Raw genomic sequence first — 10,319 nt, forward strand, 5'->3', positions numbered from 1 at the left:
TGCTGCGGTACGTGCAGGTGGAGTTCGTGCAGGTGCGCCAGACCGCCTACGTCAACGCCACCTACACGATCGAGACCCGCCTCGCGCGCTGGCTACTGATGTGCCACGACCGGGTGGACGGCGACGAACTGCGGGTCAAGCACGAGTTCCTATCGATGATGCTCGGCGTTCAGCGCTCTGGCGTGACGCTGGCGTTGCAGAACCTGGAAGGCGGCCGCTGCATCCAGGCTCGGCGCGGGCGCATCACGGTGCTCGACCGCGAGCTTCTGGAGACGGTGGCCGATGGCAGCTACGGCCCGCCCGAGGCCGAGTACGCGCGGTTGATCGAGGGTGCCTGATGCCGCGCTACTTCCTCAACCTGCACTACGGCCGGGACAAGCTGGCGATCGATCCGGAGGGCGAGGAGCTACCCCATCTGGACGCGGCGCGGTCACGAGCGCTGGAGGCGGCGCGGGATCTGATCGCGCGTACACGCTCGTACAGCGTGCGGGACTGGTTCACCTGCACCTTCGAGATCGTGGACACGGCGGGACACTCAGTGCTCACCGTGCCGTTCAGCGACACAGTTCCGGATGTGGAGGACAGCAACGCCGAGGATGAAGCTGTTTCGACGTGACGAGCCTGCCTCTCACCGATGCGTCGTGCTCTCGAACTTGCGAAGTGAGGATCGAGAGCGGATGGCGACCAGTCAGCCTCGACGAGGCGGTGAGCCGCTATGCGACGGCCGTGAAGCGCTGTCCGGCCTGCCACGGTCGCGTGTCGATCAACGGCTCCTACAGCGGTCCCGGCTTCGGCAAGTCGATGACGCACCGGAGAGCCCACGGTGGCTGCCCGCTCAAGCCTGATACCTACTCCGGCATGCCATCGCTGCATCCGCTGGCGATCTCCTGAAGCCGCTCGGCCCTACCGTCAGATCTGATCATGGACCTAGCAACAGGTGTGCGCTCAGCGCTGCGAGAAACAGCTACGGGGCGCAGAAAGGGGCCATGTGGCCAGAAGCGGGATTGTCATACGGGTCAAGTCGTTTCGACCAGCCATCGCGCTGAGAGGTTCAGGGAGGCCGTGAACAGGTAGCGGCCGAAATCGTCCCGCATCTGCACCGAAACCATGTGGCTCCCGCGTGTACCTATCTCATCGCGGGCGATGTCCGGCAGGGTTCTGATCGCCGCATCACGTGCAGCGTGCGCGTTGAGAAATTCCGTTCCCGTGTCGTCGATCGTTGAGACACCATTTGTGATGTCGAAGAAGAAGCGGGGCATGTTGATCTCCTGCCCCCCACAACCGGTGATAGCAGCGGCGCAAATGCATCGCCTCAACATGGATCACAGATCTGTGTTCGGAGTGCCGACCGTGTCAGACACGCAGCAAAGGCGTGAGGCGAGACGCGAGTTCGCAGCGTGGTAAACTCCTGGGCGATTGCGAAGCTGAGCGATCGACCCGAAACTAGGCCTCCGGCATGGGGATGTTAGGTCCATCCTCGGATGGTGTTCCATCATAGCCCTCCAACCACGCATTTCGCTCAGCCGAGCCTGTAGGATAGGGGCACGCATCCTTTGGTTGACCGATCGCACGCGCATGAGCGCCCTCAGCAATCGGTTCGAGCCCTACCGGCAGGCGCGTGTCCATGAGGGCTCCTCAATCTGCCAGACGTCGCGCGTGCCGCCACGTCGCGATCGCGCTTTTCCTCGCCTCGAAGGTCGTGCGTAACTGCGTTCCCGGGTTGCCTTGATGGTCGACTCCGAAGCCGTAGAGCAGCACGGCGTCCGGCCCGAAGGCCTGTTGCATCTCGGCGCGCCAAAGGCGGTCCGCGACGGCTAGAGCGTTCTCAGTCTTAGCTAGGCGCTCAATGTCCATAGTGGACGTCCCTAGCGTATTGCCTGTCGCCACAACGCTCAGCCTACTTCAGAGGTTCAGCGTGACCTTATCGACCGCTTTGATCAGGGGCCGCGCAGGACGGCCGCCCAGACGGACCACGTGCGGCGAACGGCGAGAGCCGCCGCCACCGCGTAGCAGCAGACCAAGAGCGTCGCTCCGGTCAGCGGCACCCAGTTCGGTGCATGCTCAAAGATGGAGAGGGCCAGCCCTCCCAGGAGGGCTAAGCCACCAGCCATGATGAGGCTGGCAGTTCTCCAAGCCCAGCGATCCTTCTTCTCCTGCGCATGGCCCTCATTGGGCATGTCGCACCCTCGGTGCTTCTCACGGTGACACGCAGGAAGTCGCTAGCTCCCGATCCGTCAGATCAGGGTGCCAGGACCGATCGGATCCCCCGGCACCAAGTCTGGTCCGACCGGGTCGCCGGGTACTGGATCGTTGGGCGGTTGTGGCATCGGCGGGTCGCCGGGCATGGGTTCGGCCGGCGGTGGCTCACCGGGAGGGGGTAGGTCGGGTCCGCCCGGATCGGGAACGCCAGGGCTAGCCATCATTCGGCATCTCCGTCACCGCAGGGGATTATAGTCAATCTTGCCGCCGGAAGCGCGGTTCCGGCCCTGGTCGGCCGGCGCTCAGATCGGCCATTCGGATCCGACCTACGATCATGGCCGCTGCCTTGGTTGCGTAAGGATAGGCCGATTGCTCGGAGAAAAGGCCATCTGAGGACGACACGATCCAGCGGAAGCACCCAGGGTAAGAAGGACAGGGCACCGCCGCGAGCCTGTAGCTGCGGGACAAGGCGTCGGCCTCATTGATCAGGCAGAGCGGTAGATGGTGGAAGGGCTCACAACAGGAGCCCTCCCAACGCTGGCGGTGAGTGCCTTACATGCGATGCATCATCCGCTTCTTCATCATGTGACGGCGCATCATCCGCTTATGCATCATGCGCTTCTTCATCATCATGCGGTCGCCACGCATCATCTGCACCTGCGTGATGCCCGATTGGTCGACCTGTAGGCTGTTGACGGACATCGGAGCTGCCACGGCGGAACCGGCGCCGAGGGCTAAGCCGCCGAGCAAGGTAGCAGCCGCTAGAGTCAGCATCATCTTCTTCATGCGAGATCCCCTTCAAAGAACGGACTTCCCGTCCGCACTGCTCGGGCAAGCCTGGAAATCTTTCGCAAGTTCCTAAAAGAGCAGGGTTTTTCGCTGTTGGGCGACAGTCCGGAATAAGCCAAAACTTTCTTCTACGGCCTCGATCTAGAGAAAGTTTCAGGCAACAGGTGAAATTTGTGCTGATGAAAGAAATATTTCGACGGATGTAGGTTTTGCCGTAATTTTATAATCTACATTATATTCAAGCTTTACCGCCACGTTGCAGCTTCCGTCCCACGCCACGGTGTGGATGCAATTTGGGAGGGGCCCTGTGACCAGACCAGCCAGTTCGAATCACGAGACCGAGTGTGGATCTGCGGTGCGCGCGCGCCGCCGGTTCCTCAAGTCAGCCGGCATCCTCGTCGCATCGACCGCCTTTCTGGAACTGAACCTCAGCCAGGCGTTCGCCCAGCGCGGCGCCACGCTCGCTGGCGGTACGGTTGACCTCGGCCAGGGCGACTTCGCCGTGTTGAACTACGCCTATGCCCTGGAGCAGCTGGAGGCTGCCTTCTACACCCAGGTGCTGCAGCAGCCCTACCGGGGCTTCAACCCCTCTGACGAGCAGAGCCTTACTGGCATCCAGAGCCACGAGGTCGCCCACCGCGAGTTCTTCCGCTCCGCGCTCGGCGGCAATGCAATCCCGGACCTGCAGGTCGACTTCGGACGGGTCAACTTCGCCAGCCGCCAGAGTGTGCTCGGCACTGCCCGCACCTTCGAGGATCTCGGGGTGGCCGCCTATAACGGCGCCGGTCAGCTCCTGCGCAACCCCGACTTCTTGGCCAAAGCCGGCTCAATCGTCTCGGTCGAGGCACGCCATGCTGCCACGATCCGTGACATGCTCAACCCCTACAGCGCATCGTTCGCCGGCAACGACATCGTCGACGGCAACGGCCTCGATCGCGCGCTCGTGCCCTCGCAGGTGCTGCCCAAGGTGGTGCCGTTCGTCCTCACCCCCGTCAGTGCGAGCCAGCTGCCGTGATCGCCCAGCCGACACTCGCCGCCGCCACAGAGGACGCCGCCATGACTGTATCCATGTCCGCAGCTCCCACGCTGATCGGGACCCTCGACCCCGATCTCGCCGCCCGGATGACGTCACGCCGGGACCTATTCAGCCGCGCCGCCGGTACGCTCGGGGCGCTCGCCAGCGCACCAACGTTGCTGGCGGTTGCTTCCACCGAGGTCTTCGCCCAGGGCCTGCCGGGGCAAGTCGTCGACGTGCTCCGTTTCGCCCTCACCCTGGAGTACCTGGAAGCGGAGTTCTACCGCACCGCGCTGGCCACGCCTCGCCTAATCCCGGCACGCTATCGAGCCGTGTTCACGCAGCTCGCCCGGCACGAGGCCGAGCACGTGCGGCTGCTGCAGGGCGCGCTCGGCGGTGCCGCCATCCCGCCGCCGGCTTTCGACTTCACGGCCAAGGGCAAGTACCCGGACGTGTTCGCGAACTTCGACACGTTCACGACGCTGTCGAGCACGTTCGAGGATCTCGGCGTGGCGGCGTACAAGGGGCAGGCCGGCAACCTGCAGGGAACGCCGGTGCTGACGACAGCGCTGCAGATCCATTCCGTCGAGGCGCGACACGCCGCCGAGGTGCGGCGGGTGCGCGGCTTCGTCGGTTGGGATGGAGCCTTCGACGCGCCGCTTACCAAAGCGGCGGTGCTGGCTGCTGCTGCGCCTTTCTTGGCCGGAGGCGCCTGAAGGCACCACACGCCGGTGGCACGGCATCAACCGCGCCTCTCGCCTCTACTCGGGGATGAGTTTGCCCGTGTAGACCACCGGCCCGGTCGGCTGCCCGGTTGGGGAGCCGCCAGGCGGCTCGACCGAGACAGCGATCGCGCCGTCCGGCGATGCCCCTGGCGGCAGCTTCACCCGGCTCGGAGTGGCGCCTACAAGGCCGAGTGGCTTCGGTCCCGCAGCGCCGACATACCAAAGCTGCAAGTTCCGGCCAGCAGGAGCTTCGGCACCGACCGGCCGCACCTGCGCTGTGCCGGTGTGGGTATCAACGCGCACGATCAGCGCCGGTAGCGCCCCGCCGCCCTGCACCACCGCGAGGTAGCGGCCGCGCTCCGGCTCCTGACGCAATCCTACCGCCACGAACAGCGCGAGCCCAGCCGCCAGCAGCCCGGCTCCGGCCGCCGTAATCCGCCAGCGCCGCACCTGCCTGCGCAAGGCGGCAAGCTGATCCGATGGTCCGGGGAGAGGGCCGGGTAAGGATTGAAGCAATGCCGCGCGTACTCGCGGCGACGGCGCGACGGGCGGGACAGCATCGAGCAGCGGTGCCAGCCGCCGCTCCCAGTCCCGCACCCGGATCGCCGTGCCGAGATCGACGGCGATTTCCCGTTCCATCTCCGCCCGCTCCAGCGTGTCGAGCGTGCCAAGCGCGTACTCGGCGGCGCGCAGGTCAGGATCCGGTCCAGGATCAGGATTGCCTGGGCCGCTCACGCTACCGTCTCCAAGCAAGTCCGCAGGGACGCGAGCGCCCGGTGTAACCACGTCTTGATCGTGTTGACGGGTCTGTTGTGGCGCAGGGCGAGTTCCTCCCTGGAATGCCCCTCGCAGTAGGCTAGCACCACGCAATCACGGTGCATCGGCTCGAGCTGGCTTAGGCAGGTGCTAAGCGCGTCCCGGTACATGAACGCCGTCGCGTCGTCGTGCGGGTCCATCAGTCGCGCTACCCAATCCTCGCCGTAGTCCTCCGAAGGACCCTGTACCTCGGCCGTGTCTTTCCGGCGCAGAACGTCGATCGCCCGGTTGCGAGCGATGATGCATAGCCAAGTCAGCGGACGCCCGGTTGCAGGATCATAGCTTCCGGCCGCCTGCCAAACCCGCAAGTACACGTCCTGCAGAACGTCCTCGGCCAAGCCACGGTCCTTTTGGATACGCAGGATGACGCCGAAGAGTTTCGGGCTGGTTAGGTCGTAGAGCCGGGCGAGCGCTGCGGCATCGCCGCGGCCGACCTCAGCGAGTAGCCCCCGCAGTGCATCGTCGTCGGCCAATTCCAGCACTCAGCTTCTATGCGCGGCTGCTCAGGATGCCTCGTACCCTTCCAGACCCTAATTTCAAACCGCGTACCGACCGGATTGCGAGTTGGGCGGTCGCTGAAACTATTGAGCCGATACCTCCGTTCTTCGGGGGCGTGGTCAATCTCGGCGGCGCTATCGCCGGGGCTTGTTGTGGCACGTACCCCTCTCTTGATCCTTGCGGCTGCCCTAACGGTAGGCGCTCTCAGCCCAGCAAATGCCGCGACGAAGAAGGTGCGCGTGCCGAACCAGTACGACGGCTCGTGGACCATCGTCGCCACCACGGCTGCGGGCCCGTGCTCGGCCAGCACGAGCTATCACGTGCAGATCAAAGACAGCGACGCCTCGATCCCCGGTGAGGAAATCGACATCGATGGCGGCGTCTCCGCCGGTGGCGCCGTGCAGGCTACGATCACCCAGGGCTCGAACAAGGTGCCGATCGCCGGCAGCTTGACCGCGAAGGGCAGCGGCAGCGGTACCTGGCGCACATCAGGCGGCCTCGTGGAGTGCAGCGGCAGCTGGAGTGCCAAGCGGGCAAGCTGATGAGCGACGATCCCGAAGCCACACACGAGCGTGCCGCAGTCCAGCACATGATGCGCCGCCTCGACGGGTTCGCACGCGGCGTCGGGCTGGACGAAGCGGCCGCGCGGGGGATCGTCGAGAAGGTCGTCGCCGACATGCTGATGCGGACGGACGAGGAGCGTGTGATCGAGGCGCGCACGCGCATGATCGAGGCGTCGGCGTAGCAGCCCGACCGGTTGAGGCCAGCTAGTCCAGGATGTGCTGGATCAGATCTCGGTTCGCGCTAACGAACGCGATGGTCTGGTCGAGTTCGCCCAGAACCCTCACTGCGGCGGCTCGGGTCTCCGTGCCCTCGTGAAGGCCAGCGACGATGCTGGCTTGATGCTCACGACGCTGGCCGGCCTCGGCGAGATCCTGTTCCGTCTGGGCGAGCAGGCCCCGAAAATGCGCCTCGGACGGTGTCGGCATGGTGGTTACGCCCCTCCGGCCAACAGCATTAGCCCCGCCGCCCGATCTGATCACGGGCTGGCGGGGGACGTCGGCGATCCCACCGGTGGCAATCTCTTTCGTGGCATCGTGCACAACCACGGGCGGCAGATGGCGAAGGCGGAGGGTGGGGCGTGACTCTATCACCAGGCTTAAAATAGGAACGTCGGCATGAAGGCCCCGTTGGTCAGGCCATGCCGGCGTGGACCGGCTTATCGTGACCTGAGAGTACCATGACCAGCCGAAGCGTTCAGTCTGCCCTTCTTGCCCTCGCGCTTGTCGCTGGCAGCGCCGGGATGGCTGCAGCCCAGTCGGGCACCAGCAACACCACGACTTCAGGCGCACCTGCAGGTGACAGCAGCACCGGTAACGGCGCGACAGGTAGCGGCGCGGCTCCCAGCGGTAAGTAGCCTTCGTTTGTAGGCCCATATCAGCCCGCCCGGTTCGCCGGCGCGGGCTTCTTGTTGCGCTGAAGCTTCTTCAGTCGGGATCAACGCGGCTCTGCATAGCTTCCTCGTCCACGATAGCTTTATCAATCGCCTCGATCTCGGCCTGTACGTTCTGGATACTCTCCTGCTGATCCACCAATTTGCGGCGGTCCAGCGCCATTTTCTCGCGCAGCTTTCGCAAGGCCTCCAACGGACTTAGCATGGGTTTTCTCCTGCCGCAGCGAACTGGTTCTAGGGCCCCTAGCCGTTCATCTCGACGGAGATGACGCTGGGCGGCTTGGAGGGCAGCAGCGATCAGAGCAGCGCGACGAGTGCCACCCCGGCCACCATCAGGAAGCCTCCGAGGATCCGCCAGACGCTGGCCGGGTGCCGCTCGAAACCGACCCAGCCGAAATTGTCCAGCACGATCGAGGTGACCACGCCCGCGGTGACGAGAAGGCCGAGGAATGGTGCAGCGCCAATCTGACGGGCGACCAGAAACTGCGCCAGGATGATGCAGCCGCCGAGGATCCCGCCGAGCCATGCCCACCAGGGCATCTCCAGGGCTTGAGCCGCAGTCGGCCATGCGAGTTTGCCGGAGAGCAGGCCGACCACGAGGATGCAGGTGGCGGTGCCGGTGACCACGACTAGACCCGCAGTCAGCGACCCGTCCAAGCCCTTGGAGAGGGCCCCGTTCTGCCCTGCCTGGACGGCGTTGGCGACGCCAGCGAGCAGCACGAAGCCGTAGAGGTACCACATGGCTGAGATCTCAATCGGTGAGATCTCTAACTAGGGCAGCGTCGATCAGGCCGTCTCAAGAATACCGGGGGCATGTCGTCCTGACGCTATGGACTCTTCCGCTCCCGGAACCGGATCCCGGCCCCGCCGCCGTTCTCGGGGATGAACTCCAGGCCCGCGGCTTCGAGGGCGGCGCGAACCTTCTGGATCGTGGACGGTTTCAGCACCTCTCCCGCCTCAATCCTCGAGATGGTGTTGCGTGAGACCCCAGTGACGTCAGCCGCTTGCCGGGCGGTGAGGCCAAGCGCGACCCGCGCCATCCTGAGCTGAACGGGGTGGAGCGCTGAGGCGAGCTGCTGGACGGCGTAGGTCACGGCTGGTCCTTCCGGAGCGTCACTCCGTCCGACGCGTTGCTGTCCTGCTCCGACCAGATCACCTCGCCGGCCATATCGATGAGCCTGGCGGAAGCGATAGCGTCGCTCGGCAGGCCGGCCCGGTAGAACTGCGCCAGCTCCAGAGCTTCGTCCATTGATGGGGCCGCAATCGTTACGGCCTGCTGTGTCGTGCCCGCGTCCGAGCCGGTCAAGCGGAGGACGAAGGTGAGGCGATAGACCTGCGTCGCCATGGCTACGCCTCCGGTTTGCGGAACCCGGTCCCAGCCCTGCAGCCGTTCTCCGGAGTGAAATCCACGCTGGCGATCATGGCGCGGCAGCCCAAGTCAGAAGAGTCGCGACGACGGCTGCGACCACACAATCCTTGAAGGCATCCCCTACGCCAGCAGCCTCCAACGCTCGCAATGCGCCGACGAAGACGATGGCTACGCCAATCGTCACGAGGCGCTTCGAGATCACCCCTCGGCCCTACGCTCCCGGGAGCGGATCCCGGCCACGCTGCCGTTCTTGAGGATGAATTCCAGGCCGGCGGTCATAGCGTGCAGTCCACTACCGTTACGATCACGGCTGCTGTAACCGCCGCAATGGCGCAGTCCTCTAAGGCGTACTCCAGGCCCGCAGTCTCAAGAGCACGTTCGACACTCACGAGCACGAGAGCCACAGCGATCGCCAAGACACGGCCCTTAATCGCGTTCATCCATTCGGCTCGGCTTCAGTGTCTGCCTCTTCGACACTGAGCCATTCGAGGGCGGCTGGACGCGACTCGAAGGTCCGCCATTGGGATGTGAACGGCACCGGCCGCTCGGTCGCTGGCAACTCGTTCAGCAACTCGACCTGCCACGTATTGCTTGGCCCGGTACGGGAGACGACTCGAACCAGGGCTGCGATCACCACGCCGTCAAGCAGCACGTCGTAGCTCCCGGGTGCCAGTTGCTCGACGGTGTAGGTCACTGCTGCCCCTTCTCTTTCCAGAACGCAGTGAGGAAGCGGGGCAGGCCCTGCGGGTCGATGTCGTCCAGCGTAGCATCAACGGCAGGAGTCTCGGGCAACGTCTCGTCAGCTTGCCGGCCCAAGCCATGCAGCGCTTGGGCGAGCATCGGCCACCACGGCAGGTTGCACTCGCGCAGGAAGAAGGCGGCCTTGATTAGCGCCTCACTCTGCTTTTGCGGAACCGGGCGGCCCACGATCTGCGCTTCAAGCACCTGATCGATCAGCGCTTCCGTAAGGCGGCGGACCTCGGAGAGGCGCTCCGGAGATGCGGCCTCGATTGTCACGCCGGATCCTTCCGACGCAGCTTCACGCCCGGCTCACCGTGGTTCAGGAACTCGACGCCTTCGGCCTCAAGGGCTCGTTGCACGCCCGAGATGGTTTTCAGGCCGCTTTTCAGCGTGTCAGCGCCGCATGCTTCCATGTTGCGGATGGTCCCGATGCTCACCCCTGACGCTTCGGCTAGGGCCAGTTGCTCCACGCCGGCAAGAGCGCGCGCAGCCTTAAGCTGGTTCCCCGTAGTGAGCATTGTTTGACCCAGCAACAAATGATTTTGCTATCATAACCATTTTGAGCTTGACGGCAACTGATCGGCCCCCACAGGGTGGTCCAAGGTTAAAGTTAGTGCGCAGTAGGCCGCTCCACCACGGTTAGCTTGGCCGGCGGAGCTGGTCGGGCGAGCGCAGCCGGCCAAGCGGTGAAGGCTGGCATGAACACCTCTGGTG

General features: G+C 64.7%; 22 protein-coding genes. 7 read left to right on the plus strand and 15 right to left on the minus strand.

What is annotated here, in order from left to right; all coding sequences use genetic code 11:
* From MKK84_RS28340 to MKK84_RS28350, 3 genes are all read left to right on the plus strand, one after another.
* The coding region (locus MKK84_RS28340; RefSeq protein ID WP_243925369.1) for a Crp/Fnr family transcriptional regulator at positions 1-338 on the plus strand (338 nt) is incomplete at its 5' end.
* Positions 338-616 (plus strand): DUF6894 family protein, encoded by a 279-nt coding sequence (locus MKK84_RS28345; protein WP_243925371.1) that lies wholly within the window; start codon positions 338-340, stop codon positions 614-616. The genes MKK84_RS28340 and MKK84_RS28345, both read left to right, overlap by 1 nt.
* Positions 617-660: 44 nt before the next feature.
* Complete coding sequence (locus tag MKK84_RS28350; RefSeq protein WP_243925372.1) at positions 661-891, plus strand: hypothetical protein; 231 nt, start codon at positions 661-663, stop codon at positions 889-891.
* A gap of 125 nt (positions 892-1,016) precedes the next feature.
* Here the strand turns inward: MKK84_RS28350 and MKK84_RS28355 are convergent, their stop codons facing one another.
* From MKK84_RS28355 to MKK84_RS28375, 5 genes are all read right to left on the minus strand, one after another.
* Positions 1,017-1,259, minus strand: coding sequence for a DUF6894 family protein (locus tag MKK84_RS28355; RefSeq protein ID WP_243925374.1), 243 nt, complete (start codon positions 1,257-1,259; stop codon positions 1,017-1,019).
* A gap of 184 nt (positions 1,260-1,443) precedes the next feature.
* A complete protein-coding gene (locus MKK84_RS28360) occupies positions 1,444-1,626 on the minus strand; it encodes an Rmf/CrpP fold protein (RefSeq protein ID WP_243925376.1) in 183 nt (60 codons plus the stop codon).
* A gap of 9 nt (positions 1,627-1,635) precedes the next feature.
* Entirely contained in the window at positions 1,636-1,854 is a 219-nt protein-coding gene (locus MKK84_RS28365) for a hypothetical protein (protein ID WP_243925378.1), read from the minus strand.
* Positions 1,855-1,937: 83 nt separating this feature from the next.
* Positions 1,938-2,177, minus strand: coding sequence for a hypothetical protein (locus MKK84_RS28370; RefSeq protein ID WP_243925380.1), 240 nt, complete (start codon positions 2,175-2,177; stop codon positions 1,938-1,940).
* A 574-nt stretch (positions 2,178-2,751) separates the two neighbouring features.
* A complete protein-coding gene (locus MKK84_RS28375; RefSeq protein WP_243925382.1) occupies positions 2,752-2,985 on the minus strand; it encodes a hypothetical protein in 234 nt (77 codons plus the stop codon).
* A 358-nt stretch (positions 2,986-3,343) separates the two neighbouring features.
* On the opposite strand from MKK84_RS28375, the gene MKK84_RS28380 reads away from it, so the two are divergent.
* Both MKK84_RS28380 and MKK84_RS28385 read left to right on the plus strand, forming a co-directional pair.
* On the plus strand, positions 3,344-4,003 hold the full coding sequence (locus MKK84_RS28380) for a ferritin-like domain-containing protein (protein ID WP_243925383.1): 660 nt from the start codon (positions 3,344-3,346) through the stop codon (positions 4,001-4,003).
* A 53-nt stretch (positions 4,004-4,056) separates the two neighbouring features.
* A complete protein-coding gene (locus MKK84_RS28385; protein WP_243925385.1) occupies positions 4,057-4,719 on the plus strand; it encodes a ferritin-like domain-containing protein in 663 nt (220 codons plus the stop codon).
* Between the two features lie 45 nt (positions 4,720-4,764).
* Here the strand turns inward: MKK84_RS28385 and MKK84_RS28390 are convergent, their stop codons facing one another.
* Together MKK84_RS28390 and MKK84_RS28395 are read right to left on the minus strand one after the other, a co-directional pair.
* Positions 4,765-5,463, minus strand: coding sequence for an anti-sigma factor domain-containing protein (locus MKK84_RS28390; protein ID WP_243925387.1), 699 nt, complete (start codon positions 5,461-5,463; stop codon positions 4,765-4,767).
* Positions 5,460-6,017, minus strand: coding sequence for a sigma-70 family RNA polymerase sigma factor (locus tag MKK84_RS28395; RefSeq protein ID WP_243925389.1), 558 nt, complete (start codon positions 6,015-6,017; stop codon positions 5,460-5,462). Before MKK84_RS28395 ends, MKK84_RS28390 begins: the two co-directional genes overlap by 4 nt.
* Positions 6,018-6,281: 264 nt before the next feature.
* Between MKK84_RS28395 and MKK84_RS28400 the strand changes: the two genes are divergently transcribed.
* Together MKK84_RS28400 and MKK84_RS28405 are read left to right on the plus strand one after the other, a co-directional pair.
* The gene (locus MKK84_RS28400) at positions 6,282-6,584 is read left to right on the plus strand and encodes a heme utilization protein (RefSeq protein WP_243925390.1); all 303 of its coding nucleotides are present in this window, start codon (positions 6,282-6,284) and stop codon (positions 6,582-6,584) included.
* Complete coding sequence (locus MKK84_RS28405; RefSeq protein ID WP_243925392.1) at positions 6,584-6,787, plus strand: hypothetical protein; 204 nt, start codon at positions 6,584-6,586, stop codon at positions 6,785-6,787. Before MKK84_RS28400 ends, MKK84_RS28405 begins: the two co-directional genes overlap by 1 nt.
* 22 nt (positions 6,788-6,809) lie before the next feature.
* On the opposite strand, the gene MKK84_RS28410 is transcribed toward MKK84_RS28405, so the two are convergent.
* From MKK84_RS28410 to MKK84_RS28445, 8 genes are all read right to left on the minus strand, one after another.
* Positions 6,810-7,031: a hypothetical protein gene (locus MKK84_RS28410; RefSeq protein WP_243925394.1), complete on the minus strand. Its 222-nt coding sequence runs from the start codon at positions 7,029-7,031 to the stop codon at positions 6,810-6,812.
* Between the two features lie 498 nt (positions 7,032-7,529).
* Positions 7,530-7,700, minus strand: coding sequence for a hypothetical protein (locus tag MKK84_RS28415; protein ID WP_243925396.1), 171 nt, complete (start codon positions 7,698-7,700; stop codon positions 7,530-7,532).
* Positions 7,701-7,792: 92 nt separating this feature from the next.
* Positions 7,793-8,236 (minus strand): DMT family transporter, encoded by a 444-nt coding sequence (locus MKK84_RS28420; protein WP_243925398.1) that lies wholly within the window; start codon positions 8,234-8,236, stop codon positions 7,793-7,795.
* An 86-nt stretch (positions 8,237-8,322) separates the two neighbouring features.
* Entirely contained in the window at positions 8,323-8,589 is a 267-nt protein-coding gene (locus tag MKK84_RS28425; protein ID WP_313899377.1) for a helix-turn-helix transcriptional regulator, read from the minus strand.
* Positions 8,586-8,840: a hypothetical protein gene (locus tag MKK84_RS28430; RefSeq protein ID WP_243925399.1), complete on the minus strand. Its 255-nt coding sequence runs from the start codon at positions 8,838-8,840 to the stop codon at positions 8,586-8,588. The genes MKK84_RS28425 and MKK84_RS28430 overlap by 4 nt, the downstream gene beginning before the upstream one ends.
* Before the next feature lie 460 nt (positions 8,841-9,300).
* Positions 9,301-9,558 (minus strand): hypothetical protein, encoded by a 258-nt coding sequence (locus tag MKK84_RS28435; protein WP_243925401.1) that lies wholly within the window; start codon positions 9,556-9,558, stop codon positions 9,301-9,303.
* Positions 9,555-9,881, minus strand: a complete 327-nt coding sequence (locus MKK84_RS28440) for a hypothetical protein (RefSeq protein ID WP_243925403.1) — start codon at positions 9,879-9,881, stop codon at positions 9,555-9,557. The genes MKK84_RS28435 and MKK84_RS28440 overlap by 4 nt, the downstream gene beginning before the upstream one ends.
* Positions 9,878-10,042 carry a hypothetical protein gene (locus MKK84_RS28445; protein WP_313899378.1) on the minus strand — a complete coding sequence of 55 codons (165 nt, stop codon included), beginning with the start codon at positions 10,040-10,042 and terminating at the stop codon, positions 9,878-9,880. The genes MKK84_RS28440 and MKK84_RS28445 overlap by 4 nt, the downstream gene beginning before the upstream one ends.
* Positions 10,043-10,319: the final 277 nt, after the last annotated feature.

Source organism: Methylobacterium sp. E-065 (assembly GCF_022829605.1).
Lineage (GTDB): Bacteria > Pseudomonadota > Alphaproteobacteria > Rhizobiales > Beijerinckiaceae > Methylobacterium.

Coding starts and splice junctions, on each gene's coding strand:
- MKK84_RS28370 (WP_243925380.1), bottom strand. CDS start 2,177: ATGCCCAATGAGGGCCATGCGCAGGAGAAGAAGGATCGCTGGGCTTGG.
- MKK84_RS28415 (WP_243925396.1), bottom strand. CDS start 7,700: ATGCTAAGTCCGTTGGAGGCCTTGCGAAAGCTGCGCGAGAAAATGGCG.
- MKK84_RS28365 (WP_243925378.1), bottom strand. CDS start 1,854: ATGGACATTGAGCGCCTAGCTAAGACTGAGAACGCTCTAGCCGTCGCG.
- MKK84_RS28420 (WP_243925398.1), bottom strand. CDS start 8,236: ATGTGGTACCTCTACGGCTTCGTGCTGCTCGCTGGCGTCGCCAACGCC.
- MKK84_RS28355 (WP_243925374.1), bottom strand. CDS start 1,259: ATGCCCCGCTTCTTCTTCGACATCACAAATGGTGTCTCAACGATCGAC.
- MKK84_RS28410 (WP_243925394.1), bottom strand. CDS start 7,031: ATGCCGACACCGTCCGAGGCGCATTTTCGGGGCCTGCTCGCCCAGACG.
- MKK84_RS28375 (WP_243925382.1), bottom strand. CDS start 2,985: ATGAAGAAGATGATGCTGACTCTAGCGGCTGCTACCTTGCTCGGCGGC.
- MKK84_RS28360 (WP_243925376.1), bottom strand. CDS start 1,626: ATGGACACGCGCCTGCCGGTAGGGCTCGAACCGATTGCTGAGGGCGCT.
- MKK84_RS28405 (WP_243925392.1), top strand. CDS start 6,584: ATGAGCGACGATCCCGAAGCCACACACGAGCGTGCCGCAGTCCAGCAC.
- MKK84_RS28385 (WP_243925385.1), top strand. CDS start 4,057: ATGTCCGCAGCTCCCACGCTGATCGGGACCCTCGACCCCGATCTCGCC.
- MKK84_RS28430 (WP_243925399.1), bottom strand. CDS start 8,840: ATGGCGACGCAGGTCTATCGCCTCACCTTCGTCCTCCGCTTGACCGGC.
- MKK84_RS28345 (WP_243925371.1), top strand. CDS start 338: ATGCCGCGCTACTTCCTCAACCTGCACTACGGCCGGGACAAGCTGGCG.